Genomic DNA, 25,825 nt, shown 5'->3' with positions numbered 1-25,825 from the left:
GGCACTCTATGAACACTGGACTGAAGCCAGTCTGGGCGGGACGCAACATGCGCCTCGACCCATTCCGCCTGCCGCAGGTGGTGAGCTACGCGACGCGTGACGATTACGGCGACGTGACCTTCACCATCGACCAGCGTGGCGCCGTGATCCGCCGCCTGCTCGAGATGAGCGGCCTGCCGGCGATCATCGTGCTGCCCGCCAATGCATTTCGCGGCGTCGCCGCCCGTGCGATGGAGGATCCGGAAGGCAATGTCACGGTGACCCTGGAACTCCTGCACAACGATCCGATGCTGTCGGTGCCGCTGCTGGTAGCCGACGATCTCGAAGACGTTGCCGCCGACTGGCGCGCCTGGGCCGATGCCTACCGCCTGCCGATGCTGCTGATCGAATCCGACGGCGTCGCCCGCACGCTGGAAGAATCGCTCGGCGCCGCCATCAAGACACTGCCGCCGCAGGACCGTCGCAAGGGCCGCGTTTCGACCACGCGCCGCCCGCGCTTCCTTGCCCGCCGCAGGGCCGGTGACCTCGGCCTCAGGCTGGTCATCGACGGCCAGGAGATCATTGCGCGCGAGTAGGCCGGGTTCTGCTTCCACGGGTAGCGAAGCCGCTGATGACAGCCACCTTCTCCCCGATTACAGGGAGAAGGAAAAGCCTTCTACACAAGCGGCTTCAGCGCCACCCACAGCGCGCCGCCGATCAGGCCGAGGAAGATCAGCCAGCCGACCTGGTTGTTCGACCGGAACAGCCGCAGGCACTGGTCCGGATCGTCGATATCCAGCACCGCGATCTGCCGGGCCATATGGGCACCGGCGGCGATCAATCCAGCCAGTGCCACCACCGGGGCCTGCGCCGAGGCGAAGGCGATGGCGAAGCAGATCAGCGTGCCGCCATAAAGCCCCGCGAGCCACGCCTTGGTGTTGTCGCCGAACAGCCGCGCCGTCGAGCGCACGCCGACAATGGCATCGTCTTCCTTGTCCTGGTGCGCATAGATCGTATCATAGCCGATCACCCACAGGATCGAACCGATATAGAGCATGATGGCGGGGCCATCGAGATCACCGAACTCGACCGCCCATCCCATCAGCGCGCCCCAGGAAAAGGCAAAACCGAGAAACAGTTGCGGCCAGTTGGTTATCCGCTTCATGAACGGATAGACGGCCACGATTGCCAGCGAGCAGACGCCGAGCAGAATGGCGAAGCTGTTGAACTGCAACAGCACCGCCAGACCGACCAGAGCCTGCAGCACAAGAAACAGCCAGGCTCGCCGGCGCGTGGTCTGGCCGGATGGCAGCGGGCGTGAGCGGGTCCGCTCGACCTGGTTGTCGATGTCTTCGTCGACAATGTCGTTATAGGTGCAGCCGGCGCCGCGCATGGCGATGGCGCCAATCAGGAATAGCACGAGGTACAAGGGCGCCGGTAGCAGCGAGAGCAGCGGATCGCCAGGCCGGGGATAGGCGCTCGCCGCGAGTGCGGCCGACCACCAGCACGGCCACAAAAGCAACTGCCAGCCGATCGGCCTGTCCCATCGCGCAAGCTGTGCATAGGGCCAGATCGCGCGCGGCAGCACGCGGTAGACCCAATGGCCGTTAGGCGCATCGGCGACGCGGCCCTGGGACGCTTTCGACTGGACAGGTTCCATTGGCATGGAGTGGCAGCAGCGGCGGAAACCGTCAAGCGGCAAGCAGGCCAACAGCGTCCGTCCACCTGTCAGGAGGTGAAGATGTCGCGTGTGGAAAACCAGACTTTCGCTACCTCGATGAAAGCCAGCGCCGCATTCGACACGCGCTGATGCGTATCGCGGGTGAGGATGATGCGCTGCATGGGCAGCGGATCCGACAGCGGTTTGCAGACGAGGCGCAAACCGTCATAGCTGTGGTCGCCATGCGGGCGGGTATAGCTGACCGCGACGCCGAAGCCGTTGGCCACCATGCTGCGCTGGAGTTCGAACGAGCTTGTACGCATGTCGGCGACGGGCGACAGGCCACGGCTGCGAAACAGGTCGAGCATATGCTGCCAGCTATGCGGCTGGTCGGTCGTGATCAGCGGGTAGGCGGCCAGATCCGCCAGGCTGACCTCGGGGCGGTTCGCCAGTGCATGGCCCGCCGGCAACAGCGCATGCGGCCGCAGCTCATGCAGCAGGATGCGGGCGAAATGCGACGGCAGGCCGAGATCGTAGCTGAGGCCGAGATCGACGGCGGCGTCCGCCAGGCGTCGCCCGAGCGTCTCGAACGTCTCGTCGCGGACGATGACGGCGACCGCTGGATGGCGTTCGGAAAAGGCGCGGATGAGGCCCGGCGCGAAATAGGGCGCCAGATCCTCGAAGCAGCCGAGCACCAGCTCGCCGCCGATCGCCGAGTTGACCTTCGCCAGGCCCAGGAGTTCGTCGGTCTCGGCAAGAACCTGTCTGGCCTTTGCCACGGCGACACGGCCGAAGGAGGTCAGCGAAACACCGCTTCCCCGCTGGCGCACGAACAGTTTCTGGTCGAAATCCTTTTCAATGGCGTCGATCGCCACCGAAATCGACGGCTGCGAAATGTTGAGCGCCCGGGCCGCGCCCGTGACACTGCCATGACGGGCGACGGCGATGAGATAGCGTAATTGCGTGAGCGTCAGACTCATAGTCAAAACCTATGTGTCAGATGGGAAGTTATTATTTTACTGAATAAGCGGCCATTGCGATAGTCGCCTCGATCCTGAAAGGAGGGACAACATGGTTTCCCAAACCGCTGACCGCGCGATCGACGCCGAAATCATCGATGCGCAGACAATCGCCGACTACCAGCGTGACGGCGCGATCTGCATCCGTGGCGCCTTCAAGGGCTGGGTCGAGACGATCGCCGCCGGCATCGAGCGCAACATGCAGAACCGCAGCGCCACGGCGTCCGACATCGCCAATGGCCGCGGCAGTTTCTTCGACGATTACTGCAACTGGGAGCGCATCCCCGAATTCGTCAAGCTGGTGCGCGAATCGCCTGCGGCGCGGCTGGCTGCCGCGGTGATGCGGTCGCGCACCGCGCAGTTCTTCCACGACCATGTTCTGGTCAAGGAACCCGGTACGCAGAAGCCGACGCCGTGGCACCAGGACATTCCCTATTATTTTGTCGATGGCCAGCAGACGGTGAGCTTCTGGATCCCCATCGATCCGGTGAAGGAGGCGACGCTGCGCCTGATCGCCGGCTCGCACAAATGGGACAAGATGATCCTGCCGGTACGCTGGCTGGACGACGGCAATTTCTACGCCGCCGAAGGCGATTATCGTCCGGTGCCCGATCCCGACAACGATCCATCGATGAAAGTTATCGAATGGGAGATGGAGCCGGGCGACGCCATCCTGTTCGACTTCAGGACGGCGCACGGCGCGCGCGGCAATATGACCGCGGCACGGCGCCGGGCGCTGTCGCTGCGCTGGGTCGGCGACGATGCCCACTATGTCGAGCGGCCGGGCCGCACCTCGCCACCCTATCATGGCCATGGCATGCAGCCGGGGCAGAAGCTGCGCGAGGACTGGTTTCCGGTGGTCCACCAGGGCTGAGTTGGGCGTGAAGGCCCGCAAGCATGGGGGGCAATTTATTTGCCGAACGCAAATGCCATCCGGCGTGCAGGCGGTGCAGGCGGTCGCGCTCTGAGATAGGAACGTGACAACACGACGGATGTCATGACGATTTGATACGCACCAATGATTGCCCCTGCGACGGTCAGCATTAGCGACGCGGGACCTGAGTCTTTCTGATCAATACCCAGCAGAGAGGACAGCAACATCAATATCGCTATGAACAACACCGTCACCAAACCGAACGAGATGAGCAGACGCGAGAATGCATATCCGAACACCTTGGAGCCGCGTTGGCCGGCAACGGCAAGCGTTTGATCATCATCGGCAATGACCGCAGGCAACATCGTACCCCATTTTGCGAACGCAGCGATGCCGGAGAAGACCCAGACAAGAAGAGCTGCCAACATGGCGAAGGACGGACGGACGCCGCCGATCACCATGGCTATCGCGATCACCAAGGGAGCTATCGCGCCGAGCAGGCCAAGTAACAGGCAACGTCTTACGAACCTGAAGAATGCCTTGGGTCTTTCCTTCAGCCAGTCGGATACCTGATCGGGGTCAAGCTGCGTCAAAACGGCAATGTGAGCAGGAATAGCCAAGAAGGTCGACATCATTACACCGATGAAGATTGAAGCTCCGGAGTTGATGTGTATGAACCTCTCAAGCAGCGCTAGACCGCCGGCCAAGCAGATGTATCCGACAACCCATTTCCAGTTGCGGGTATAAACTTCGAACGAAGCCACCCAGATATTGTCTTCGAGCATCACCCCGTCTCCTGTCAAACCCCGGATGTACAAGGAGTATCGGAACCACGTTGCGGCTTTCCTAATTGCAGAGGGAAAATTTGCTTTTTGCGAAATCTATGGGCCGGACTCGCACAAGATATCCGTACCGGCCAAAATTCTTCTCGAAGACCAATGCAGGATATCGCAAAGACTGTCTGCCGGACTGTCTTGCTTCCACTTTGGCAGGGGTAACGCTGCCGTGCGCAATTCCGATCAATCCACCCTGATGCCTTGACCCGCCGTCCAGAGAGCAATAGCGGATTGTTCTCTCTATGTCGGCATCATCATGAGGTGGCCATGAACGTTCTTCTTCTCGGCTCCGGCGGCCGCGAACATGCGCTGGCCTGGAAGATCGCCGCTTCGCCGCTGCTGACCAAGCTCTATGCGGCTCCAGGCAACCCTGGCATCGGCGCCGAGGCCGAACTGGTGAAGCTGGATGTCACGAATCACGACGCCGTCGCCGTCTTCTGCCGGGAGAAAAAAATCGATCTCGTCGTGGTCGGGCCGGAAGGGCCGCTGGTCGCCGGCATTGCCGATGATCTGCGCGCCGAAAACATCCGCGTCTTCGGGCCTTCGAAGGCCGCCGCGCGGCTGGAAGGCTCCAAGGGTTTCACCAAGGATCTCTGCGCCCGGTATAACATCCCGACCGCCGCCTATGCCCGGTTCGGCGATCTGGCCTCCGCCAAGGCCTATGTCGAGAAAACCGGTGCGCCGATCGTCATCAAGGCCGACGGGCTCGCAGCCGGCAAGGGCGTCACCGTCGCCATGACGATGGCTGAAGCACAGGCGGCACTCGATGCCTGTTTCGATGGATCGTTCGGTGCCGCCGGCGCGGAGGTGGTGATCGAGGAATTCATGACCGGCGAGGAGGCGAGCTTCTTCTGCCTCTGTGACGGCACGACGGCGCTTCCCTTCGGCACCGCGCAGGACCACAAGCGCGTCGGCGACGGCGATGTGGGTCCCAACACTGGCGGCATGGGTGCCTATTCGCCGGCACCGGTGATGACGCCTGACATGATCGAACGCACCATGCGCGAGATCATCGAGCCGACCATGCGCGGCATGGCCGAACTCGGCGCGCCGTTCGCCGGCATTCTGTTCGCCGGGCTGATGATCACGGAAAACGGACCGAAGCTGATCGAATACAACACCCGTTTCGGCGATCCGGAATGCCAGGTGCTGATGATGCGGCTGAAGGACGATCTTCTGGTGCTGCTCAATGCCGCCGTCGACGGCCAGCTTGCGCATACCTCCGTGCGCTGGCGCGACGAGGCGGCGCTGACCGTTGTGATGGCGGCGAGGGGCTATCCCGGCACACCGGAGAAAGGCTCCGTCATCCGTGGCGTCGAGGACGCCGCCGGCGAAGGTGTCCAGATTTTCCATGCCGGTACAGCCATCAATGGCGGCGCGCTGGTCGCCAATGGCGGCCGTGTGCTCAACGTCACGGCGACTGGCGCCACGGTTGGCGAGGCGCAGGCGCGGGCCTATGCCGCGCTCGACCGCATCGACTGGCCGGCCGGGTTCTGCCGCCATGACATCGGCTGGCAGGCCGTGGCGCGCGAGCAGGCCGGCTGAAGTTCCGACCGGGTGGCAGTTACCGGTGGCTGCGATCGAGTTCGGTCGAGGCCGTGCTCAGCGGGTCGGCGGCCGCGGCAAAGGCGGCGTCGAGCTGTTCGGGCGAGCGCTGCCCGGCCCGCTTCCAGGCGACATATTGGACAATGCCGAAGCCGGGCCGTCGCGGCACGGTCTTTACGACAGGCATACGGAACCCGTCGCGAAATTTCGACCAGCGCGAACCGATCACCGCGGCCATTTCCTCGAATGTCGGCGGCGTCGCCACATCGGCATAGATGATGGTCGCCTTGCCGGCCAGTGCGGCTTCCCGCGAGAGCGGCACCGGCACGCTGGCAAGATAGTCGGACGGCACGTCGATCAGCCCGCCAAAAGGCCATTGCTGGCGCAGCGTGCCGGCATCCGTGGGTGCTACGTTGACGTCGATATTGTTGGGCGTGCCGGCAACCCTGTAGGGGCAACGGAAGCGGCCGCAATTGGCCTGCGCCGAGAACTGCCAGAGTGCATAGCCCTGCCAGTTGCCCATCGGAAAATGCACGTCGATGTCAGGCTTGTAGCGCGCGTACCAAAGCGGCAGCCGCGACAGGAGCCGGTATTTGTAGCGGTTGTCGGCGATGTACTGGGCGGTCTTGCCGTTGGTGTAGAGCACAGGGAAACGGCCGACGCGCCGATGCACCTGACGCGCGAACTCCTCGGCGTCGTCGAGCGACATCCATTGCGAAGGATCCACGCCTTCGATGTCGAGGGCCATGAGATCGTCAGGCGCGGGGTCGGCGAGATCGAGGAAATTGTTGGCCTGCTCGACCGGATTGCCAGGACGGGCGAGGTGATAGGCGCCCCATTTCATGCCGAGCGCCTTGGCCACGACCCTGCGTGTCTGGAACAATTCGCGCGTCACCGCATGGCGTTTCCACAGCGCCTTGCAAAGCTTTACATCGGCGTCGCTTCCGAAACAGAAATAGGGCGGCGGCATGCCGTCGGACGCCTTGTTGATGAAGGCGACGACGCGCTTGTCCGTGGCAAGTTGCGCCCAGTCGATGGAATTGTACTCGTAGGCGTCGACGACGAGCGCGCGGTCGGCGCTCTTCCATGGCTCGGAGAAGTCCGAAGCTTTTGCCGCCATCGACAACGCCATTGTCGCCGCAAGAACGAGAAGCGCTGTGCGGCGAAGGAAATACGCCGTCCTTTTCAAACAGGGAATCCCCGTTGTTCAAAGGCAATCCTGGACCGCTATGGTTAAGGAAATGCTTCGGGAAGAGCCAGGGTCGACGCGGCCTTTGCCGGATAGCTGGCAAGCGCGAAATTTATCGGGAATCCACGACGAGCCGTTTGTAAGCATTGGCGGAAGCGCGCAGCGCTTCATTCGGTTCGGGCGGATTCAAAATCGCCTCCGCCAAGGCGGTCTGATCCTCGATTGAAAGGCGCATGACTGCGGCCTCGCCAGTGGAGGGCAGCGCTGATTGGGCACGGGCAATAGCGGCCTGCTTGTTTGGCATCATGTCTTCTCCGGCCCAGCATTTACCGCCGGCTGAACGGCTGAAATTCAAACGGGTCAGGCGCGGGCTCTTGCTGCACCGTACCTTCGGCAGCACGCTTGCGGTGGTGGGCAAGCGAGCATTGCGGCGAGCACAATATGCCGCGATCCGACCAGTAGGCGGCGCCGTTTGCCACCTCGCCGTGATAGTAGGAAAACCCCGCTGCTCGGTAGGGCAGGCCGCATTCGATACAGCGATAGGCGTCAGGTCTGGCAAGCATGGGAATGTTCCGGCTGGTTTTCTGTTGCCGGTCGATTTGATCCGGCATCGGTCCAATTTAGTACGGGCCAGCCCGATTGCAAAATCCGCGTGACAAAGTTTGACGTTTACGTAAAAAGAAGGTGGGAGACCGCCCAAAGGCGGATGGTTTTGCGGCGGCACTGGCTCTAGGGTCGGCGAGGCCGGTGCATCAGGAGGATCGAGCGGCATGTATCGGGCACCGGTCGAGGATATCGCGTTCACCCTGAAGCACGTGGCCGGCATGAAATCCGCGCTCGATGCCGGTGCGTTCGGCGATCTCGGCGAGGATCTGGTCGATGCCGTCCTTGGCGAGGCAGGCCGTTTTGCCACCGAGGAGGTGGCCCCCCTTTACAAGATCGGCGACGAACAAGGCGCCGTGTTGAAGGACGCCGCGGTCACCACGCCGCCTGGCTGGAAGGAACTCTATCGCCGCTGGATCGAAGGCGGCTGGAATGCGCTTTCCGGGCCGGAAGAATATGGCGGCCAGGCATTGCCGACCATGCTTGGCGTCGCCGCGCTCGAAATGTGGAATTCGGCCGCCATGGCGTTCGGCATCGGCCCGACGCTGACCATGGGCGCGGTCGAGGCGCTCGACAAGCACGCCTCCGAGGAGCTCAAGGCCAAATATCTGGCAAAGCTCGTCTCCGGCGAATGGATGGGCACGATGAACCTGACCGAGCCGCAGGCCGGCTCCGACCTCGCCGCCCTGCGCGCCCGCGCCGAGCCGGCCGGCCACGGCACCTACCGCATCTTCGGCCAGAAGATTTTCATCACCTATGGCGAGCACGATTTCACCGACAACATTGTCCATCTGGTGCTGGCGCGGCTGCCCGATGCGCCGGCCGGAACGCGCGGCATCTCGCTGTTCCTGGTGCCGAAATTCCTGGTCGGCGACGATGGCAAGCTGGGCGCGCGCAACGACGTCTTCTGTTCCGGGCTCGAGCACAAGCTCGGCATTCACGCCTCGCCGACCTGCACCATGATCTATGGCGACGGCTTTCAGGGCGCCAAGCCGGGTGCGATCGGCTGGCTGATCGGCGAAGAGAACAAGGGCCTCGCCTGCATGTTTACCATGATGAACAATGCGCGCCTTTGCGTCGGCATGCAGGGCGTCGCTGTCGCGGAAGCCGCGACCCAGAAGGCGGTCGCCTACGCCAATGACCGCCGTCAGGGCAAGGCGGCAAGCTTTGGTGGCGCCGGCATGGCGCCTATCGTCCACCACCCGGACGTGCAGCGCAACCTTCTGACCATGAAGGCGCTGACACAGATTGCCCGCGCCATCAGCTATTCCTGCGCCCACGCCATCGATCTCGCGCACGTGTCGTCCGGTGACGAGGCGGCGCATTGGCGCGACCGTGCCAACCTGTTGACGCCGCTTGCCAAGGCCTTTTCCACCGATATCGGCGTCGAGGTCGCTTCGCTCGGCGTACAGGTGCATGGCGGCATGGGCTTCATCGAGGAGACCGGCGCAGCGGCGCTCTATCGCGACGCCCGCATCGCGCCGATCTATGAGGGCACCAACGGCATCCAGGCGATCGATCTGGTGATGCGCAAGCTGCCTCTCGGTGGCGGCGAGCACGTGCATGGCTATATCGACGAACTGGCTGGTATCGCCAATGCGGTGCGAACGTCGAACCTCGAAGGTTTTGGCCGCACCGCCGATGCTCTCGATCAGGCGCTCTCCAATTTGAGGCAAGCAACGCGCTTCCTGCAGAAATTGTCGGCTGATGGAGAAACGGACAAGGCGCTGGCTGGCGCCACACCGTATCTGCGGCTGATCTCGCTTGCCGCCGGCGGCGCCTATCTGGCGCGGGCCGCTCTTGCCGACCAGGGCCGCATCGCGCTTTGCCGCTTCTTCGCCGAAAACCTGCTTGGCGAAGTCAGCGCTTTGAAGGAGCGCGTCATCGACGGTGCCGAAAGCCTGGCTGCTGCCGGCAAGGCACTGATTTCCGCCTGACCTTCACAAGGAAAAGACCGTGACAGACCATATCCTCGTCGAGCGCCAGGGCGCCATCCAGATCATCCGCATGAACCGCCCGGACAAGAAGAATGCGCTGACGCGCGCCATGTATGCCAAGATGTCGACGGCCCTTGCCGAAGGTGACGCCGATCCGGCGATCCGCGTCCATGTCTTTCTCGGCGTGCCCGGCGCCTTCTCATCCGGCAACGACCTTGCCGATTTCATGATCGTGGCCACCGGCGGCGATGGCGGTACAGAGGTCTGGGATTTTCTGCTGGCGTTGGCCCGGGTCGAAAAGCCCATCGTCTCTGGCGTCGACGGCATTGCGGTCGGCATCGGCACCACGATCAACCTGCATTGCGACCTGACCTTCGCCACGCCACGCACACTGTTCCGCACGCCCTTCGTCGATCTCGGCCTCGTGCCGGAGGCTGGATCGAGCCTTTTGGCGCCGCGCATCCTGGGTCAGCAGGCTGCGTTTGCGCTGCTTGCTCTCGGCGAAGGCTTCTCGGCCGAGCGCGCGAAGGCCGCCGGGCTGATCTACGAGGTGGTCGAGGAGGGCGCTCTGGAGGCCTCGGTGCTGTCGGCAGCCGGCCAGATCGCGGCCAAGCCGCCGCAGGCGCTCAAGATCGCGCGCGACCTGATGCGTGGCTCACGCGACGATCTGGTTGCCCGCATCGGGATAGAAAGCGAACATTTCCGCGAGCGCTTGAAGTCGGACGAGGCGCGCGCCGCGCTCACCGCCTTCATGACCAGGAAAAAGGGCTGAGGTTCCTTTTCAGGGATAAAGCCGCGTCTTATCCCAGCCGCCTTTTGCATCGCGGGAAAAGACCACCCGGTCATGCAGCCGGAACGGCCTGTCGTGCCAGAACTCGATCGTCTTCGGTACGATGCGGAAGCCCGACCAATGTTTGGGTCGCGGGATCTCGCCGATGGCATAACGGGTCGTGTATTCGGCGACGGCCTTTTCCAGCGCGAAACGGCTTTCCAACGGTCGCGATTGCTTCGACGCCCAGGCACCGATGCGGCTGCCGCGTGGCCGCGTCGCGTAATAGCTGTCGGCTTCGGCGTCGCTGACGATTTCCACCGGACCGCGGACGCGGACCTGGCGGCGCAGCGATTTCCAGTGGAAACACATCGCCGCCTTCATGCTGCCCAGAATCTCCTGGCCCTTGGCGCTCTCGAAATTCGTGTAGAACACAAAGCCGCTTTCATCGAACCCCTTGAGCAGCACCATCCGCACGTCCGGCATGCCCTCGGCATCGACGGTCGCCAGCGCCACGCCGTTGGCATCGTTGATTTCGCTCTTGGCGGCGTCGTCCAGCCATGCGGCGAAGAGGCGAAACGGCTCGGCCGCATCAGTAAAGTCACTGGTTGTTAACGCTGCATCACTCATAGTTTTTCTCAAATTGTCACGAGATCAGGGAGGTTGCCGATTGTCGCGTATCGCGCAAGCTTTTGACAGCAGGCAATGGGGCGTTATCGCTTCGGCCAGCGCGAGAGCGGCGATCGTGGCAATCGTCCTGCCGCTTGCCGGCTGCGGTGCTGGGGGTTTCAGCTTGGACAAGGCCGAAGTCGATCGTTCGATCCTGACCAGCAGCACATCGGCTTCGGTCAGGCCGGCCGATTCGGATCGCGACTCCGACCAGACGACGATCGGCAATGCGGTGTCGTCCGTCGACATCGAGCAGCTCGGGGGCCAGGCCGTGCCCTGGGCGAACACCGGCACCGGCTCGCGCGGCTCCATCACAGAACTGGCGGAATTGAAGGACAGCGGCCAGACCTGCCGCCGCTTCAAGGCTTCGCGCGAAAGCTTTGACGGCGTTGCCATGTTCGAGGGCGAACTCTGTCTTGCCAGTGCCGGCGGCTGGCGTATGCAGGGCTTCAAGGCACTCTGATTTTCCGCCCTCGTTGTGACGCCCCGCTACTGGAATTTCTTCCTATGCGAGCGCATATAGGGGGCAAGTATGGACTCACTCCTTTCCAGGGCAGGAAGCATGCGCGACCCCTATGAGGTGCTGGGCGTTGCAAAGAACGCATCGGCCAAGGACATAAAATCGGCGTACCGGAAACTCGCCAAGAAGCATCATCCGGACCAGAATCCGAATGATCCCAAGGCGAAGGACCGTTTTGCTGCGGCCAATCAGGCCTACGAGGTCATAGGCGACGAGAAGAACCGCGCCGCTTTCGATCGTGGCGAGATCGACGCCGACGGCAAGCCGCGTTTCCAGGGCTTTGAGGGTGCGGCCGGTGGTGGCGACCCCTTCGCCGGGTTTCGCCGCCAGCAACAGGGTGCCGGCGGCTCGCGATTCGAGTTCCGCTCGGGCCGCCCCGGTGGCGATCCGTTCGACGGCAACAGCGATATCTTCAGCCAAATTTTCGGCGATGCCTTTTCCGGCGCGCGCGGGCCAGGCGCAGGCGACCGCCGCCAGCCGGCAACATCAGCCGACCTGAACGTCACGCTCGACATCACCATCGAGGAAGCGGCCAATGCCGAAAAGGTGACGGCGATGTTCCCGGATGGCCGCAAGGTGGCGGTCAAGTTGCCGGCCTATGTCGAGGATGGCCAGACCATCCGGTTGAAAGGCCAGGGTGAGCAGGGGCCGGGCCAGCCCGGCGACGCGTTGGTCAAGATCCACATCCGCCGCCATCCGCGCTACCGCATCGAAGGTCGCGACCTGCACGCCGATCTGCCGGTTTCGCTGGCCGATGCGGCACTAGGCGCCAAGGTGCCGGTCGAGACGCCGACCGGCAGGCTCGCGGTCAACGTGCCTGCCTGGTCGAGCTCGGACAAGGTCCTGCGGCTCAAGGGCAGGGGCTTGCCGGAGAAAGCCGGCGGCCATGGCGATCTCTATGCCCATGTGCGCATCATGCTGCCGGAAGGCGGCGACAGTGCGCTGGAATCGCTGTTGCGCGGCCAAAAAGGCTGATCGAGAGCTTTTGTCCCCCGAACTGTCCGGTTTGAACGCTTGAAGGGGCTGTGTGCCTGTGCGATAGGCACTCCACAAAGCAGATATCTTGCGGAGAACACGCATATGGCGGGTGGACAGGGCCTGATGGCCGGCAAGCGCGGCCTTATTCTTGGCGTCGCCAATAACAGGTCGATCGCCTATGGCATTGCCAAGGCCTGCGTCGATCACGGCGCCGAGATCGCGCTGACCTATCAGGGCGAAGCCTTCAAGAAACGGGTCGAGCCGCTGGCGGCGGAGCTGGGCGCCTTTGTCGCCGGCCATTGCGACGTCACCGATCCTGCGAGCCTGGACGAGGTTTTTGCCAATGTCGCCAAGCATTGGGGCAAGCTCGATTTCCTCGTCCACGCCATCGCTTTTTCCGACAAGGACGAGTTGACCGGCCGCTATGTCGAGACGACGCGCGACAATTTCCTGCGCACCATGGACATTTCGGTCTATTCTTTCACCACCATCGCCAAGCGCGCCGAAGCGCTGATGACCGAGGGCGGGTCGCTGCTGACGCTGACCTATTACGGCGCCGAGAAGGTGATGCCGCACTATAACGTCATGGGCGTCGCCAAGGCGGCACTCGAGGCCAGCGTGCGTTACCTCGCGGTTGATCTTGGCGCCAAGAAGATCCGCGTCAACGCGATTTCCGCTGGCCCGATCAAGACGCTTGCCGCCTCAGGCATCGGCGATTTCCGCTACATCCTGAAGTGGAACGAATACAATTCGCCGCTGAAACAGACGGTCACGCAGGAAGAAGTCGGCGATTCCGGCGTCTATTTCCTGTCCGACCTGTCGCGTGGCGTCACCGGCGAGGTGCACCATGTCGATTCCGGCTATCACGTCGTCGGCATGAAGGCGGTCGACGCGCCGGATATTTCGACGGTCAAGGATTAGGTCTCTCCGCCTATCCTCCGTCCAGGCCCTGGCCCGATCTCCGGAAGAGCTGATGTACCCGCTGGTTTATATCGTGCGCCACGGCCAAACCGCGTGGAACGCCGAGTTCCGGCTTCAGGGCCAGGCCGACACCGATCTCAATGCTCTCGGCCGCGAACAGGCGACAGGAAACGGCCATCGGCTGGCCGAACTCGTCTGCGATCCCGAGAATTTCGATTTCGTCGCCAGCCCGATGAGACGGACGCGCGAAACGATGGAACGCATCCGCACCGCCATGAAGCTCGATCCGCTCGCCTATCGAACCGATGTCAGGCTCATTGAAGTCAATTTCGGTGATTGGCAGGGTTTTACCTTTGCCGAGCTCGAGACGCGGTCTCCCGGGGCAAGCAGGACACGTGCCCGCGACAAGTGGAATTTTCAGCCGCCGGGCGAAGGTGCCGAGAGCTACCAGATGCTTTTTGAGCGGGTGAAGCCCTGCTTCGACGAGATCGACCGCAAAACGATCTGTGTCACGCATGGCGGCGTCATGCGAACTCTGTTTCGATTCGTGCTTGATATGCCCGAGGACGAGGCCGCGAACCTGGAGATACCGCACGATCGCGTGCTCAAACTTGATGGCAAGAGCCTGGAGTGGCTTTAGTACGCCTGGTGACGGCCAATTCCTAATGCATGTCGCCCAAAAGTGACCTCCGTTTGGGGAAGTCGCATGAATCCGTTTCGACGCGACGCGCTTTAGTTCGTGTCGCTGTCTCCCGGCAACTGCATGTCGGTGACGACGTTTTCGCCATCGGTCACATCGTAAGCGATGACGATGTCCATGCCTGGCTTCAGCGCGTCGAGATCGGTCTCGGCGTTCAGCTTGTAGGATTTGCCGTCGTCCAGCGTCAGCGTCAGCGCATCCTTGTCGACCTTCTTGATCAGGCCCTCGGTCTGGCCGGCAAAGGCGGCAGTGGAAAGCAGCAGCGTGGCGGCAACAGCGCCAATCAGGGTACGCATCATCGTCCTCTTTGGTCATTGCGCCGGCCTGGGTGGCGGCGGATCCTCAACGGCGAATGGAGCAGAGCAGAAACCAACCGAATGTGTCAAAACTAAATCCGCCAGATCACAGTTTGACCACTGTGGAAAACGCCAATAGAAGGCTGGCTTCAGCCGGTTTCGATGCCGGGCAGGGCACTTTCCATGTCTCACAACACGTTCGGTCATCTTTTCCGTGTCACCACCTGGGGCGAGAGCCACGGCGCGGCGCTCGGCTGCGTGGTCGATGGCTGTCCGCCGGGTATCCGTTTCACGCGCGATGAAATCCAGGCCGAACTCGACAAGCGCCGCCCGGGCCAGTCGCGCTTCGTCACCCAGCGCCGCGAGCCGGACGAAGTGAAGATCCTCTCGGGCTTCGTCCTCGACGAGGACGGTGCGACGATGATCACCACCGGCACGCCGGTGTCGATGCTGATCGAGAATGTCGATCAGCGCTCGAAGGACTATGGCGAGATTGCCCGCCAGTTCCGGCCGGGCCATGCCGACTACACCTATGACGTCAAATACGGCATGCGCGACTATCGCGGCGGCGGCCGCTCTTCGGCGCGCGAGACGGCGGCCAGGGTCGCCGCCGGCGCGCTAGCCCGCAAGGTGGTGCCGGGCATGGTGGTGCGCGGCGCGCTCGTGTCTATGGGCGAAAAGTCGATCAACCGCGCCAATTGGAACTGGAATTTCATCGGCGACGCGGAAAATCCGTTCTTCACCCCCGACCCCGCTTCGGTTCCCGTCTTCACGCAATATCTCGACGGCATTCGCAAGGCCGGCTCCTCGGTCGGCGCGGTGATCGAGATCGTCGCCGATGGCGTTCCTCCCGGCCTCGGCGCGCCGATCTATGCCAAGCTCGACCAAGACATTGCCTCCGGCCTGATGTCGATCAACGCCGTCAAGGGCGTCGAGATTGGCAATGGTTTCGAGGCCGCCCGCATTACCGGCGAACAGAATGCCGACGAAATGCGCATGGGCAATGATGGCAAGCCGGTGTTCCTGTCCAACAATGCCGGCGGCATCCTCGGCGGCATCTCCACCGGCCAGGCGATCGTCGCGCGCTTTGCCGTCAAGCCGACCTCGTCGATCCTGACGCCGCGCAAATCGATCGACAAGGACGGCAACGACGTGGAGGTGATGACCAAGGGTCGCCACGACCCTTGCGTGGGAATCCGAGCCGTGCCGATCGGCGAAGCCATGGTTGCCTGCGCCATTGCCGACCACTATCTGCGGCATCGAGGACAGACAGGAAAGGGAATAGGCAGTAGGGATTAGGCAGGAGGCCAGTCTGCCCGCCCGAAAGAGCCAAAATTTCCTTTTCCCTACTGCCTATTGCCTATTCCCTGCGAGCGAAGCGAGCATTTCCATGCCTTACGACCAGAAGAAGATCGTCGAAGCAATCCGGGCTTTCGAACGCGGCGAGATCGTCGTCGTCATGGACGATGACGGGCGTGAGAACGAGGGCGACCTGATCGTCGCCGCCGTTCACTGTACGCCGGAGAAGATGGCCTTCATCGTGCGCAACACGTCGGGCATCGTCTGTACACCAATGCCGCGCGAGGAAGCCAAGCGGCTGAACCTCGCTCCGATGGTGGCCGACAATGATTCGGCCCACACGACCGCCTTCACCGTCAGCGTCGACTTCAAGCATGGCACGACGACAGGCATTTCGGCCGACGACCGCACTCTGACGGTGCGCAACCTTGCCAACGGCAATGTCGGCGCCTCCGATTTCGTCCGCCCTGGCCACATCTTCCCACTGATCGCGCGCGAGGGCGGCGTCTTGATGCGCTCGGGCCATACCGAGGCGGCCGTCGACCTCTGCAAGCTCGCCGGCCTGCCGCCGATCGGTGTCATTTCCGAACTGGTCAATGATGACGGCACCGTCAAGCGCGGCCCGCAAGTCGCGGCCTTCGCCGAGGAGCACGGCCTCAAGCAGGTTTCGGTCGCCGATCTAATCGCCTACCGGCAGCGCAAGGAAACGCTGGTCGAGCGCGTCGCCTGCTCCGACATCGAAACGCTGGGTGGCAAGGCGCAGGTCTTCACCTACACGCTGCCCTGGGACACGATGCATCACGTCGCCATCGTCTTTGGCGACATTCGCGACGGCGAGGAGGTGCCGGTGCGGCTGCATTCGGAGGATGTGGTGACCGACGTGTTCGGCACCAGCCACCGGCTCGATGGCATCATGAAGGCGATGGGCGAGCGCAAGCGCGGTGTCATCGTCTATCTGCGCGAGGGCTCGGTCGGCGTCGCTCACCAGGAGCGCAACCGGCCGGCGCCGGGCGATCGCGAGGATCATGAAGAGGCGCGCCGGCGCGAGAGCGAATGGCGTGAGATCGGCCTTGGTGCACAGATCCTGAAGGATCTCGGCATTTCCTCGATCAATCTGATCGCCTCGCGCGAACGCCATTATGTCGGCCTCGAAGGGTTTGGCATTCACATCGCCAAGACCGAGATTATCTGAGCTCGACAAATCCTGGCTGTCATTCGGCCGGGATTGCCGCCTCGCATCCTTCCAGCTCGCATCCGTGGGTGGCGAGGCTGCGCTGGCCGAGCAGCACCGTGATCAGTGCGATAACGCCTGACGCCACCGAAACCCAGAACCCGCTCTGGGCGCCGAACGCGTCTACCACCGCACCGGCGGCGAAAGAGCCCAGCGCCATACCGATGCCGATGCCGGTCATCACCCAGGTGATGCCTTCGGTCAGCATCGTTTCAGGGACATGCCGTTCGATCAGGCCGAAGGCGGTGATGAAGGTCGGCGAGATCGCCACGCCGCTGATGAAGACAGTCAGCGCGAGCGCAGGCACGGTGCCGGCGGTAAGCGGCAGCAGCGTGCCGAGCGTGACCAAAGCGACCGCGATGGCGAGCTGGCGCTGCAGCGGTGCTTTCAGGTTGAGCGCGCCGATGATGATGCCGAGCACGAAGGACCCCAGCGCATAGACGCCGATGACGAGACTTGCGGCGCCCGGCTGGCCGAATTCCTTGGTGATCGCCACCGTGCTCACCTCCGTCGTCGCGAAAGTCGCGCCGATGAAGATCATGGCGAAGGTGATGATTTGAACCGGCCCCCGGCGGATTGCCGAGCCCGTTGAGCCATGGTCCACCGGTCGCACTTGCGGTTCGGTCGAACGCTGCAGGATGAAGGCTGTCGAGCCAAGGGCGAGGAACAGCGTGCTGACGAGCACGCCCGCTTCCGGGAACAGCGCGGCACTGAGGCCCACCGACAGCGATGCGCCGGCGATATAGACCAGTTCATCCGCCGCCGACTCGAAGGCGAAGGCGGTATTCATCTCGGGCCGGCCCCGGAAAATCTCGGTCCAGCGCGCCCGCACCATGGCCGGCATGCTTGGCATTGCCGCCGCCAGCAGTGCCGACACGAACAGCGTCCATACCGGCCAGTCCCGGTTGGCCGATGCGATCAGGGCCGCGAATGCGAGCACGGAGATGATGGTGGTGGGTACGACAACCCGCGTCTGGCCGAGGCGGTCGACCAACCTCGATATCTGCGGCGCCAGGAAAGCATTGGCCAAGGCGAATGTCGCGGAAACCGCACCCGCCAGCCAGTATTCGCCACGCGTCTGCGACAACATCGCCACGATGCCGATCGGCGCCATGGCGATCGGCAGGCGCGCCATGAAGCCGGCGGCGGCAAAGTCCTTGGCTCCGGGAGTGCGAAAAATTTCCGAATAGGGGTTTTGCATGATCCTGTTCCTCGACAAGGAGCGATTCGACGATTACATACGAGACGTATGAGTGTTAAATAGACCATACGCCCCGTATGTCAATTGGCATACGGGGCGTATGTAGATAAGGCCAGGACATGCATCGACCACGCAAGGAGATGATCGCGGAGACACGCGCCAAGCTGATCGCCGCGGCACGCCAAGCCTTTGGCACCATCGGGTACGCCGAAGCGTCGATGGACGATTTCACCGCGTCGGCCGGACTGACGCGCGGCGCCCTCTATCATCACTTCGGCGACAAGAAGGGACTGCTCGAGGCGGTTGTCGCGCAAATCGATGCTGAAATGGCGGCGCGGGTGAACGAGGTCGCGTCGAGGGCGCCGACCCGCTGGCAGCATTTCGTCGACGAATGCACCACCTATATCGAGATGGCGCTCGAGCCGGAAATCCAGCGCATCATGTTCCGGGACGGTCCGGCGGTGCTGGGCGATCCGGCACAGTGGTCGAATGCCAATGCCTGCGTCGGTTCAATGACCGATCATCTGACCGTGCTGCAAGAGGAGGGGATGGTCGTGCCGGGCCTCGATCCCGAGACCGCGGCGCGGCTGATCAATGGGGCGAGCAGCCAGGCCGCGCAGCGGATCGCCAACTCGAACGATCCCGAAGCGACGTCGAGGAAGGTGGTGGCAGCCTTCAAGCAATTGCTTGAAGGCCTGCTCGAGAAGCCGGAAGCGCGGCCAAACTGAGCCACCGTGGCGCCTCCCGCCGCCGCCTGCAATTGACAATAGCCGGTTTGAGCGCATCCTCCACAGCCATCTCTGAGGGGAGATTCGGGCATGTGGGATTTCGATATCGGCAGGTCGGTGTCCATCATGATGCGGACCTGGCCCTTCATTGTCTTTCGCATGATCGTCTATTTCGGCATCACGCTGGCCTACATCATGGCCACCGGCACGGGCGCCTCCGTCGGCTATGGCATCGGCCATATCTCCACCGATCCTGATGGACCGTTGTCCATCGCCATGTGGGGTGGCGTGGTCGGTTTCGGCCTCGTCTCGATCGCCGTCTATTGGATCCGCGAATATATCCTTTACGTCGTCAAGGCGGGTCACATCGCCGTCATGGTTCATCTGATCGACGGCCATGACGTTCCCGACGGCCAGAACCAGATCGCCTACGCAAGAGAGATTGTGACCGAGCGTTTTGCCGAGGCGAACATCCTTTTCGTCGTCGACCAACTAGTCAAGGGCGCTATCCGCGCCATCACCGGCCTGCTCGGCGGCATCGCGGCTTTCCTGCCCATTCCGGGCCTGAGCGGCCTGGTCTCGTTCCTCAACACGGTGATCCGCCTGTCGCTGACCTATGTCGATGAGATCATTCTCGGCTACAACATCCGCATCAATTCGTCCTCGCCCTTCGAGACCGCGCGGCAAGGCATCGTGCTCTACGCCCAGAACGGCAAGACCATGGTCAAGAACGCCATCTGGCTGGCGGTGATCATGTGGAGCGTCTCCTTCGTCATCTTCCTGCTGATGCTGGCGCCGGCAGCCGCTATTCTTTACGTCATGCCCGGTCAGCTCGCCGGTTGGGCCTTCGTTCTGGCCATCGTCTTTGCCTGGGCTTTCAAGGCGGCCTTCATCGAGCCGTTCGCCATTGCCTGCCTGATGCAGGTCTATTTCAAGACCATCGAGGGCCAGGTCCCCGATGCCGCCTGGGACGCCCGGCTCGCCGAAGCCTCGTCAAAGTTCCGGGAACTCAAGGACAAGGCGCTCTCCACCTTCGACGGTTCGCGCTGGGGTACGGCCGGCGCGACGCGCTGATCGGCGGGGTTTGCCGGCGCAGCGGCGACGGTGTTGAGGCGGGCCACCGTGGATTTGAGCGAGGCCTCACCCTGGCCGCAAAACGTCTCGCTCATGATCAGGTCGGGCAGCGGCAGCCGTCGGCCCCAGCCATGCGTTTCGAGGTCGGGTTTGGGCGCGAACTCGGAAACACGGCCAACGCAGAGATAGGCGATCGGCGTCACGTGGCCGGGGATGGATAGCAGGCTTTTCAGCGCTTGCGTCTCGATGATGCTGACCCAGCCGACTCCAACGCCCTCGGCGCGTGCCGCCAGCCAGAAATTCTGCACCGCGCAGACCGTGCTGTAGAGATCCATTTCCGGATTGTGCCAGCGCCCTAGCGGCGAGCCTTTCGAGCGCTCGCGGTCGCAGGTGATGCAGATGTTCAGCGCGCTTTCGCAGATGCCTTCGAGCTTGAGCTTGCGGTAGAGCGCCCGCCGGTCTGCCTCGATTGCCGGCAGTTCCTGTTCGCGGGCGGCCAAGAACAGGTCGCGCACCTCCCCCCGTCGCGCGGCATCGCGAATGACGATGAAATTCCAGGGCTGCATGAAGCCGACCGACGGCGCGTGATGGGCGGCAAGCAGCAGCCGCGCGAGCACCTCGTCGTCGATCGTCTCCGATGTAAAATGGCTACGCACGTCGCGCCGCGTGAACATGGCGCGGTAAACCGCGTCGCGCGCAATCTGGTCAAATCCATCGCCCATTGCAGCGGTCATGTCTTCCGGCATCGCTTGTCCCCTTGCGATTGCAGCAGTTCAAATTCTCAGAGCGTACTTTGTGCGTCCAAGAAGGCGCACGCCGCTCTGATATCATCCGCCTGACCATGCGGATGACGATGCCTGCCAGGCCGGTCTTCTGGCTCGGAATCAACCCACGTCCGGTGCCTTCCCGTCATCGACAGTGGCACTTACCGGCGCAGTCCCCCTCACAGCGTTGGGCACGCCACGGTATCAAACCGTGTTCCCGATTCTCCCGCTTTCGCGGGCACCAGGCAGTAGCAGCAGTCTTACGCCGAATGGCCGGCGACGCCAATGCCCGCAGCGACATGAATGGACGCAGGTTCGATTTTCCCCAGCGATCAGGCCGCAACGCATGGCCATCGCCGCGCCGGGGCACTAGATAGAGGGACATGGCCACTCGTCTCTACACGCACCCGATCTTTCTCGAACACATCACCCCGCCCGGTCACCCCGAGCGGCCCGACCGCCTGCGCGCCATCGAACGTGTGCTCGACGACGAAGCTTTCGCCGCGCTCGACCGCGTCGAGGCACCGCAAGGCGACGAGGCGACCATCCTTTACGCGCATCCCGCCGATTTCGTCGCGCGTGTCCGCGCCGCCATCCCCGACGAAGGCATTGCCCGCATCGATGCCGACACCACCGCCAGCCCGAAGAGCTGGCAGGCCGCGACCACGGCGATCGGCGCCGCCAACGCCGCCGTCGACGACGTCTTTGCGGGCCGCGCCGACAATGTTTTCGTCGCCGCCCGGCCACCTGGGCACCATGCGGAAAAGACCACGGCCATGGGCTTCTGCTTCTTCAATACGGCGGCAATCGCTGCCCGCTATGCACAGAAGAAGCATGGCGCCGAGCGTGTCGCCGTCGTCGACTGGGACGTGCATCACGGCAACGGCACGCAGGATATTTTCTGGGACGATCCCTCGGTGCTCTATTGCTCGACGCACCAGATGCCGCTCTATCCCGGCACCGGCGCGAAGAGCGAGACCGGCGCCGGCAACATCGTCAACGCGCCGCTGGCGCCGCAGACCGGCAGCGAGGTGTTTCGCGATGCCTTCCTGTCGCGCGTGCTGCCGGCACTCGACAATTTCGCGCCCGACCTGATCATCATTTCGGCTGGCTTCGACGCGCACCATCGCGACCCGCTGGCGGAAATCAATCTGACCGAGGACGATTTCGACTGGGCGACCGGCCAGCTGATGCAGCGCGCCGCACGCCATGGCGGCAACCGGCTCGTCAGCCTGCTCGAGGGCGGCTACGATCTGCAGGGATTGGCATTTTCGGTCGCCGCCCATGTCGGGCGACTGATGAAAGGATGAATGATGACTGGTGAGATCAACGAAGACGTCAAGGCGATGAGCTTCGAACAGGCACTCGACGCTCTGGAGAAGATCGTCGATGATCTGGAGCGTGGCGACGTGCCGCTCGACCAGTCGATCCGGATCTACGAGCGCGGCGAGGCGCTGAAGATGCATTGCGACCGGTTGCTGAAGGCCGCTGAGGACAAGGTCGAGAAGATCAGGCTGTCGCGCGACGGCAAGCCGGTTGGAACCGAGCCGCTCGACGCGGACTAGGGAGCCGAGCAGCTTTACCGATTTTTGGACACGATCATGATCGAGGATACAGTTCGTCCCGATTGAAACGGACAAGAGGAGATACGGAAGCGATGTGCAGAAACATCAAGACCCTGTTCAATTTTGATCCGCCGGCAACCAATGACGAAGTCCGCGACGCGGCACTCCAGTTTGTCCGCAAGCTGAGCGGTACGACGCGGCCTTCCGCCAAGAACCAGCATGCATTTGATCACGCGGTCGACGCCATCGCGGCATCGGCACGCGAGCTTCTCGATTCGCTCGAAACCCACCAGCATCCGCGCAATCGCGAAGAGGTGGCGGCTAAACTAAGAGCAAAGGCGGCGATCCGGTTCGCCTGATATGCCCAAAGCGCCCACTGACCGCTGACCAGGAGAGTTCATGAGCTTCTTCCCGGGGAAAGACCCTGAGGCCGGCGATGCCTTCGCCAGCGACCAGATCGAGCTGATGGTCATCCCGAACGCCAAGGATATTGGCGGCTTCGAGGTGCGCCGCGCCTTGCCGACCGCCAAGCGGCGCCTGGTCGGGCCGTTCATCTTCTTCGATCGAATGGGTCCCGCCATCATGCGCGCCGGCCAGGCGCTCGATGTCCGTCCGCACCCGCATATCGGCCTGTCGACCGTGACCTATCTGTTCGACGGCAAGATCAGGCACCGCGATTCGCTCGGCACCGAAATGGTGATCGAGCCCGGCGACGTGAACCTGATGACCGCAGGCCGCGGCATCGTCCACTCCGAGCGCACGCCGCAGGAATTGCGCGGCGCGCCGATGTCGATCTCCGGCCTGCAGACCTGGTTGGCTCTGCCGGACGGCAAGGAAGAGGTTGCGCCGGTATTCGAGAACACAGCTGCGCTGCGGCTTCCAGAGATCGATGCCGAGGGTGTTAGCGGCCGTGTCGTCATCGGCGATTTCCAAGGATTGCGGTCTCCGGTGCGGGCGGATTCCGAAACGCTCTACGCTGATTTGCGGCTTGCGCCCGGTGCCAGCGTCAAGATCCCGGCCGATGCGGAAGAGCGCGCCATCTACACGCTGGAGGGCGAGGTCTCGATTTCAGGCGACGTCTTTCCGGCGGAACGGCTGCTGGTGTTCCGTCCCGGCGACGAGATCGTCATATCGTCGCCGACGGGTGCGCATTTCATGCTATTCGGCGGTGCCTCGCTCGGTTCGAAGCGCTACATCTGGTGGAATTTCGTCTCCTCGTCCAAGGAGCGCATCGAGCAGGCCAAGCAGGAATGGAAGACCGGCCGCTTCGATATCGTCCCCGGCGATGAGAAAGAATTCATTCCGCTGCCGGAAGGCTGAGCGGTGAGGGACTGACTATCCGCGTTACCGACACGCATTTACTTTCGCCGGCCGGCGGCCTATCCCGCCGAAGAAAAGAAAGTCTGGGCCCAACGTGAACGCAACGCCGCATACGCCGCTTCTCGACAAGGTTCGCGTCCCGGCCGACCTGCGCACGCTGGCCGAGAGCGAATTGCCACAGCTGGCATCCGAGCTTCGGGCCGAACTGGTCGACGCCGTTTCCCGCACCGGGGGCCATCTCGGTGCCGGCCTTGGCGTGGTCGAACTGACGGTGGCGCTGCATTATGTCTTCAACACACCCGATGACCGGCTGATCTGGGATGTCGGCCATCAGGCCTATCCGCACAAGATCCTGACCGGACGCCGGGACCGCATCCGCACCTTGCGCCAGGAAGGCGGCTTGTCGGGCTTCACCCGTCGGGCCGAGAGCGAATACGACCCGTTCGGCGCCGCCCACTCCTCGACATCGATATCGGCGGGTCTCGGCATGGCCGCCGCCCGCGACCTTTCGGGTGGTCGCAACAATGTCATTTCAGTCATCGGCGACGGCGCCATGTCGGCCGGCATGGCCTATGAGGCGATGAACAATGCTGGCGCGCTCGATGCCCGCCTCATCGTCATCCTCAACGACAACGACATGTCGATCGCGCCGCCGACCGGCGCGATGAGCGCCTATCTGGCGCGCCTGGCTTCCGGCAAGGCCTATATCGGCTTGCGCGACTTCGGCAAGAAACTGACCTCCTATCTCGGCAAGCGGGCCGATCGAGCCATCACCCGCGCGGTCGAGCACGCGCGCGGCTACGTCACCGGCGGCACTTTGTTCGAGGAACTCGGCTTCTATCACATTGGCCCCATCGACGGTCACAATCTGGAGCATCTGATTCCGGTCCTGAAAAATGTCCGCGATAACGGCAAGGGTCCGGTGCTGATCCACGTCGTCACCCAGAAGGGCAAAGGCTATGCGCCGGCGGAAGCAGCCGCAGACAAATACCATGGCGTCAACAAATTCGACGTCATCACCGGCGCGCAGGCCAAGGCGCCGGCCAACGCGCCGGCCTATACCAAGGTGTTCGCCGAAAGCCTGATCCAGGAAGGCCGCGAGGACGACCGCATCGTTGCCGTCACCGCCGCCATGCCGAGCGGCACCGGCCTCGACCTCTTCGGCGAGGTGTTCCCTTCGAGGACCTTCGATGTCGGCATCGCCGAGCAGCATGCGGTGACCTTCGCCGCCGGCCTGGCGACGGAGGGCTACAAGCCGTTCGCGGCGATCTATTCGACTTTCCTGCAACGCGCCTACGATCAGGTCGTCCATGACGTCGCGATCCAGAAACTGCCGGTGCGTTTCCCCATCGATCGCGCCGGCTTCGTCGGCGCCGACGGTGCCACCCATTGCGGCGCCTTCGACACCACTTTCCTGGCAAGCCTGCCGGGCTTTGTCGTGATGGCTGCGGCCGACGAAGCGGAACTGCGTCACATGGTGCGCACCGCCGCCAGCTATGACGATGGGCCGATCGCCTTCCGCTATCCGCGCGGCAACGGAGTCGGCGTCGACATGCCCGAGCGCGGCTCGGTTCTCGAGATCGGCAAAGGCCGCATCGTCCGGGAAGGCAGCAAGGTTGCCCTGCTGTCCTTCGGCACGAGGTTGCAGGATTGCCTTGCCGCCGCCGAGGAACTCGGCGCGGCCGGGCTTTCCACCACGGTCGCCGATGCCCGTTTCGCCAAGCCGCTCGACCAGGATCTGATCCGGCGGCTGGCCCGCTCGCACGAGGTTCTGGTGACGGTGGAGGAGGGCGCTATCGGCGGCTTCGCCAGCCATGTGCTGCAGTTCCTTGCCCATGAAGGATTGCTGGAGAGCGGCCTCAAGGTACGCCCGCTGGTTCTGCCCGACGCCTTCACCGACCACGCCAAGCCGGAGAAGATGTATGCCGATGCCGGTCTCGACGCCGCCGGCATCGTGCGCACCGTTTTCACGGCACTCGGTCATACGGTCCGCGCCCAGCGCGCCTGAATCAAAACCTCAACAGCCTGAATCAGTTTGCCGGCTTGATGCCGTAACGCACTGTTAACACTGCCGTTTGGCGTTTTGCTTACCGTGTCCCTTGGCCGTTTTTCAACGGCGCCCTGCTAGATCACTGCCAGGCAGGGAGA

At 63.1% G+C, this 25,825-nt stretch carries 27 protein-coding genes, 1 pseudogene and 1 riboswitch; of the genes and pseudogenes, 18 read left to right on the top strand and 10 right to left on the bottom strand.

Annotated features, from left to right (window positions below; all coding sequences use genetic code 11):
• The first annotated feature begins 8 nt into the window (after positions 1-8).
• A complete protein-coding gene (locus FJW08_RS17835) occupies positions 9-575 on the top strand; it encodes a DUF6101 family protein (RefSeq protein WP_140760005.1) in 567 nt (188 codons plus the stop codon).
• Positions 576-655: 80 nt separating this feature from the next.
• On the opposite strand, the gene ubiA is transcribed toward FJW08_RS17835, so the two are convergent.
• Both ubiA and FJW08_RS17825 read right to left on the bottom strand, forming a co-directional pair.
• Positions 656-1,639, bottom strand: a complete 984-nt coding sequence (gene ubiA, locus FJW08_RS17830; protein ID WP_181182958.1) for a 4-hydroxybenzoate octaprenyltransferase — start codon at positions 1,637-1,639, stop codon at positions 656-658.
• 68 nt (positions 1,640-1,707) lie between these two features.
• Positions 1,708-2,619 carry a LysR family transcriptional regulator gene (locus FJW08_RS17825; RefSeq protein WP_140811689.1) on the bottom strand — a complete coding sequence of 304 codons (912 nt, stop codon included), beginning with the start codon at positions 2,617-2,619 and terminating at the stop codon, positions 1,708-1,710.
• A gap of 91 nt (positions 2,620-2,710) precedes the next feature.
• Here FJW08_RS17825 and FJW08_RS17820 point away from each other — a divergent pair, with 91 nt between their 5' ends.
• Entirely contained in the window at positions 2,711-3,532 is an 822-nt protein-coding gene (locus FJW08_RS17820; protein ID WP_140811688.1) for a phytanoyl-CoA dioxygenase family protein, read from the top strand.
• A gap of 35 nt (positions 3,533-3,567) precedes the next feature.
• On the opposite strand, the gene FJW08_RS17815 is transcribed toward FJW08_RS17820, so the two are convergent.
• The gene (locus FJW08_RS17815; RefSeq protein WP_140811687.1) at positions 3,568-4,317 is read right to left on the bottom strand and encodes a hypothetical protein; all 750 of its coding nucleotides are present in this window, start codon (positions 4,315-4,317) and stop codon (positions 3,568-3,570) included.
• A 318-nt stretch (positions 4,318-4,635) separates the two neighbouring features.
• Here FJW08_RS17815 and purD point away from each other — a divergent pair, with 318 nt between their 5' ends.
• Positions 4,636-5,913 carry a phosphoribosylamine--glycine ligase gene (purD, locus tag FJW08_RS17810; protein ID WP_140811686.1) on the top strand — a complete coding sequence of 426 codons (1,278 nt, stop codon included), beginning with the start codon at positions 4,636-4,638 and terminating at the stop codon, positions 5,911-5,913.
• Between the two features lie 19 nt (positions 5,914-5,932).
• On the opposite strand, the gene FJW08_RS17805 is transcribed toward purD, so the two are convergent.
• From FJW08_RS17805 to FJW08_RS17795, 3 genes are all read right to left on the bottom strand, one after another.
• Positions 5,933-7,045 (bottom strand): glycoside hydrolase family 25 protein, encoded by a 1,113-nt coding sequence (locus FJW08_RS17805; RefSeq protein ID WP_140811749.1) that lies wholly within the window; start codon positions 7,043-7,045, stop codon positions 5,933-5,935.
• 169 nt (positions 7,046-7,214) lie between these two features.
• Positions 7,215-7,409 carry a DUF1778 domain-containing protein gene (locus FJW08_RS17800; RefSeq protein ID WP_140811685.1) on the bottom strand — a complete coding sequence of 65 codons (195 nt, stop codon included), beginning with the start codon at positions 7,407-7,409 and terminating at the stop codon, positions 7,215-7,217.
• Positions 7,410-7,428: 19 nt separating this feature from the next.
• A complete protein-coding gene (locus FJW08_RS17795; RefSeq protein ID WP_140811684.1) occupies positions 7,429-7,665 on the bottom strand; it encodes a hypothetical protein in 237 nt (78 codons plus the stop codon).
• A gap of 207 nt (positions 7,666-7,872) precedes the next feature.
• On the opposite strand from FJW08_RS17795, the gene FJW08_RS17790 reads away from it, so the two are divergent.
• Together FJW08_RS17790 and FJW08_RS17785 are read left to right on the top strand one after the other, a co-directional pair.
• Positions 7,873-9,642: an acyl-CoA dehydrogenase gene (locus FJW08_RS17790; protein ID WP_140811683.1), complete on the top strand. Its 1,770-nt coding sequence runs from the start codon at positions 7,873-7,875 to the stop codon at positions 9,640-9,642.
• Positions 9,643-9,661: 19 nt separating this feature from the next.
• Positions 9,662-10,414, top strand: coding sequence for a crotonase/enoyl-CoA hydratase family protein (locus tag FJW08_RS17785; protein WP_140811682.1), 753 nt, complete (start codon positions 9,662-9,664; stop codon positions 10,412-10,414).
• Between the two features lie 9 nt (positions 10,415-10,423).
• Here the strand turns inward: FJW08_RS17785 and pdxH are convergent, their stop codons facing one another.
• Entirely contained in the window at positions 10,424-11,041 is a 618-nt protein-coding gene (pdxH, locus tag FJW08_RS17780; protein ID WP_140811681.1) for a pyridoxamine 5'-phosphate oxidase, read from the bottom strand.
• 40 nt (positions 11,042-11,081) lie between these two features.
• Here pdxH and FJW08_RS17775 point away from each other — a divergent pair, with 40 nt between their 5' ends.
• The 4 genes from FJW08_RS17775 (at position 11,082) to FJW08_RS17760 (ending at position 14,139) form a co-directional block, all read left to right on the top strand.
• Complete coding sequence (locus FJW08_RS17775; RefSeq protein ID WP_140760030.1) at positions 11,082-11,543, top strand: RT0821/Lpp0805 family surface protein; 462 nt, start codon at positions 11,082-11,084, stop codon at positions 11,541-11,543.
• A 99-nt stretch (positions 11,544-11,642) separates the two neighbouring features.
• On the top strand, positions 11,643-12,575 hold the full coding sequence (locus FJW08_RS17770) for a J domain-containing protein (RefSeq protein WP_140811748.1): 933 nt from the start codon (positions 11,643-11,645) through the stop codon (positions 12,573-12,575).
• 105 nt (positions 12,576-12,680) lie between these two features.
• Positions 12,681-13,499 (top strand): enoyl-ACP reductase FabI, encoded by an 819-nt coding sequence (gene fabI, locus FJW08_RS17765; RefSeq protein ID WP_015318818.1) that lies wholly within the window; start codon positions 12,681-12,683, stop codon positions 13,497-13,499.
• 52 nt (positions 13,500-13,551) lie between these two features.
• Entirely contained in the window at positions 13,552-14,139 is a 588-nt protein-coding gene (locus FJW08_RS17760) for a histidine phosphatase family protein (protein WP_140811680.1), read from the top strand.
• A 92-nt stretch (positions 14,140-14,231) separates the two neighbouring features.
• Here the strand turns inward: FJW08_RS17760 and FJW08_RS17755 are convergent, their stop codons facing one another.
• The gene (locus FJW08_RS17755; protein ID WP_023783490.1) at positions 14,232-14,495 is read right to left on the bottom strand and encodes a DUF1344 domain-containing protein; all 264 of its coding nucleotides are present in this window, start codon (positions 14,493-14,495) and stop codon (positions 14,232-14,234) included.
• A gap of 183 nt (positions 14,496-14,678) precedes the next feature.
• On the opposite strand from FJW08_RS17755, the gene aroC reads away from it, so the two are divergent.
• Both aroC and ribB read left to right on the top strand, forming a co-directional pair.
• Positions 14,679-15,794, top strand: a complete 1,116-nt coding sequence (aroC, locus tag FJW08_RS17750) for a chorismate synthase (RefSeq protein WP_140811679.1) — start codon at positions 14,679-14,681, stop codon at positions 15,792-15,794.
• 91 nt (positions 15,795-15,885) lie between these two features.
• Positions 15,886-16,986: a 3,4-dihydroxy-2-butanone-4-phosphate synthase gene (ribB, locus tag FJW08_RS17745; RefSeq protein ID WP_140661422.1), complete on the top strand. Its 1,101-nt coding sequence runs from the start codon at positions 15,886-15,888 to the stop codon at positions 16,984-16,986.
• Positions 16,987-17,005: 19 nt separating this feature from the next.
• Here ribB and FJW08_RS17740 read toward each other — a convergent pair whose 3' ends face one another.
• Entirely contained in the window at positions 17,006-18,226 is a 1,221-nt protein-coding gene (locus FJW08_RS17740) for an MFS transporter (protein WP_140811678.1), read from the bottom strand.
• 119 nt (positions 18,227-18,345) lie between these two features.
• On the opposite strand from FJW08_RS17740, the gene FJW08_RS17735 reads away from it, so the two are divergent.
• Both FJW08_RS17735 and FJW08_RS17730 read left to right on the top strand, forming a co-directional pair.
• Positions 18,346-18,954 (top strand): TetR/AcrR family transcriptional regulator, encoded by a 609-nt coding sequence (locus tag FJW08_RS17735; RefSeq protein WP_140811677.1) that lies wholly within the window; start codon positions 18,346-18,348, stop codon positions 18,952-18,954.
• A gap of 90 nt (positions 18,955-19,044) precedes the next feature.
• Positions 19,045-20,028, top strand: a complete 984-nt coding sequence (locus FJW08_RS17730) for a hypothetical protein (protein WP_246682405.1) — start codon at positions 19,045-19,047, stop codon at positions 20,026-20,028.
• Positions 20,029-20,195: 167 nt separating this feature from the next.
• Here FJW08_RS17730 and bluB read toward each other — a convergent pair.
• Positions 20,196-20,702 (bottom strand): annotated as a pseudogene (gene bluB, locus FJW08_RS32950) (5,6-dimethylbenzimidazole synthase); the annotation flags it as partial.
• Between the two features lie 171 nt (positions 20,703-20,873).
• Positions 20,874-21,053: riboswitch (cobalamin riboswitch) on the bottom strand.
• A gap of 122 nt (positions 21,054-21,175) precedes the next feature.
• Here bluB and FJW08_RS17720 point away from each other — a divergent pair.
• From FJW08_RS17720 to dxs, 5 genes are all read left to right on the top strand, one after another.
• Entirely contained in the window at positions 21,176-22,102 is a 927-nt protein-coding gene (locus tag FJW08_RS17720) for a histone deacetylase family protein (RefSeq protein WP_140811675.1), read from the top strand.
• A 3-nt stretch (positions 22,103-22,105) separates the two neighbouring features.
• Positions 22,106-22,357, top strand: coding sequence for an exodeoxyribonuclease VII small subunit (locus tag FJW08_RS17715; protein ID WP_140760076.1), 252 nt, complete (start codon positions 22,106-22,108; stop codon positions 22,355-22,357).
• 92 nt (positions 22,358-22,449) lie between these two features.
• On the top strand, positions 22,450-22,716 hold the full coding sequence (locus tag FJW08_RS17710) for a DUF2277 domain-containing protein (protein WP_140760044.1): 267 nt from the start codon (positions 22,450-22,452) through the stop codon (positions 22,714-22,716).
• 40 nt (positions 22,717-22,756) lie between these two features.
• Positions 22,757-23,677 (top strand): pirin family protein, encoded by a 921-nt coding sequence (locus FJW08_RS17705; RefSeq protein WP_140760047.1) that lies wholly within the window; start codon positions 22,757-22,759, stop codon positions 23,675-23,677.
• Between the two features lie 94 nt (positions 23,678-23,771).
• The gene (gene dxs, locus FJW08_RS17700; RefSeq protein WP_140811674.1) at positions 23,772-25,685 is read left to right on the top strand and encodes a 1-deoxy-D-xylulose-5-phosphate synthase; all 1,914 of its coding nucleotides are present in this window, start codon (positions 23,772-23,774) and stop codon (positions 25,683-25,685) included.
• Positions 25,686-25,825: the final 140 nt, after the last annotated feature.

Origin of the sequence: Mesorhizobium sp. B3-2-1, assembly GCF_006439515.1 — a bacterium.
Classification (GTDB): Bacteria; Pseudomonadota; Alphaproteobacteria; order Rhizobiales; family Rhizobiaceae; genus Mesorhizobium.
The sequence above is the reverse complement of the archived record's forward strand: the minus strand, read 5'-3'. Positions and strand labels throughout refer to the sequence as shown.

What these genes read in the sequence shown, in the direction of transcription:
- FJW08_RS17835 (WP_140760005.1), top strand. Translation starts at nt 9, where the DNA reads ATGAACACTGGACTGAAGCCAGTCTGGGCGGGACGCAACATGCGCCTC.
- ubiA (WP_181182958.1), bottom strand. Translation starts at nt 1,639, where the DNA reads ATGGAACCTGTCCAGTCGAAAGCGTCCCAGGGCCGCGTCGCCGATGCG.
- FJW08_RS17825 (WP_140811689.1), bottom strand. Translation starts at nt 2,619, where the DNA reads ATGAGTCTGACGCTCACGCAATTACGCTATCTCATCGCCGTCGCCCGT.
- FJW08_RS17820 (WP_140811688.1), top strand. Translation starts at nt 2,711, where the DNA reads ATGGTTTCCCAAACCGCTGACCGCGCGATCGACGCCGAAATCATCGAT.
- FJW08_RS17815 (WP_140811687.1), bottom strand. Translation starts at nt 4,317, where the DNA reads ATGCTCGAAGACAATATCTGGGTGGCTTCGTTCGAAGTTTATACCCGC.
- purD (WP_140811686.1), top strand. Translation starts at nt 4,636, where the DNA reads ATGAACGTTCTTCTTCTCGGCTCCGGCGGCCGCGAACATGCGCTGGCC.
- FJW08_RS17805 (WP_140811749.1), bottom strand. Translation starts at nt 7,045, where the DNA reads ATGGCGTTGTCGATGGCGGCAAAAGCTTCGGACTTCTCCGAGCCATGG.
- FJW08_RS17800 (WP_140811685.1), bottom strand. Translation starts at nt 7,409, where the DNA reads ATGATGCCAAACAAGCAGGCCGCTATTGCCCGTGCCCAATCAGCGCTG.
- FJW08_RS17795 (WP_140811684.1), bottom strand. Translation starts at nt 7,665, where the DNA reads ATGCTTGCCAGACCTGACGCCTATCGCTGTATCGAATGCGGCCTGCCC.
- FJW08_RS17790 (WP_140811683.1), top strand. Translation starts at nt 7,873, where the DNA reads ATGTATCGGGCACCGGTCGAGGATATCGCGTTCACCCTGAAGCACGTG.
- pdxH (WP_140811681.1), bottom strand. Translation starts at nt 11,041, where the DNA reads ATGAGTGATGCAGCGTTAACAACCAGTGACTTTACTGATGCGGCCGAG.
- FJW08_RS17770 (WP_140811748.1), top strand. Translation starts at nt 11,643, where the DNA reads ATGCGCGACCCCTATGAGGTGCTGGGCGTTGCAAAGAACGCATCGGCC.
- fabI (WP_015318818.1), top strand. Translation starts at nt 12,681, where the DNA reads ATGGCGGGTGGACAGGGCCTGATGGCCGGCAAGCGCGGCCTTATTCTT.
- FJW08_RS17760 (WP_140811680.1), top strand. Translation starts at nt 13,552, where the DNA reads ATGTACCCGCTGGTTTATATCGTGCGCCACGGCCAAACCGCGTGGAAC.
- FJW08_RS17755 (WP_023783490.1), bottom strand. Translation starts at nt 14,495, where the DNA reads ATGCGTACCCTGATTGGCGCTGTTGCCGCCACGCTGCTGCTTTCCACT.
- aroC (WP_140811679.1), top strand. Translation starts at nt 14,679, where the DNA reads ATGTCTCACAACACGTTCGGTCATCTTTTCCGTGTCACCACCTGGGGC.
- ribB (WP_140661422.1), top strand. Translation starts at nt 15,886, where the DNA reads ATGCCTTACGACCAGAAGAAGATCGTCGAAGCAATCCGGGCTTTCGAA.
- FJW08_RS17740 (WP_140811678.1), bottom strand. Translation starts at nt 18,226, where the DNA reads ATGCAAAACCCCTATTCGGAAATTTTTCGCACTCCCGGAGCCAAGGAC.
- FJW08_RS17735 (WP_140811677.1), top strand. Translation starts at nt 18,346, where the DNA reads ATGCATCGACCACGCAAGGAGATGATCGCGGAGACACGCGCCAAGCTG.
- FJW08_RS17730 (WP_246682405.1), top strand. Translation starts at nt 19,045, where the DNA reads ATGTGGGATTTCGATATCGGCAGGTCGGTGTCCATCATGATGCGGACC.
- FJW08_RS17720 (WP_140811675.1), top strand. Translation starts at nt 21,176, where the DNA reads ATGGCCACTCGTCTCTACACGCACCCGATCTTTCTCGAACACATCACC.
- FJW08_RS17715 (WP_140760076.1), top strand. Translation starts at nt 22,106, where the DNA reads ATGACTGGTGAGATCAACGAAGACGTCAAGGCGATGAGCTTCGAACAG.
- FJW08_RS17710 (WP_140760044.1), top strand. Translation starts at nt 22,450, where the DNA reads ATGTGCAGAAACATCAAGACCCTGTTCAATTTTGATCCGCCGGCAACC.
- FJW08_RS17705 (WP_140760047.1), top strand. Translation starts at nt 22,757, where the DNA reads ATGAGCTTCTTCCCGGGGAAAGACCCTGAGGCCGGCGATGCCTTCGCC.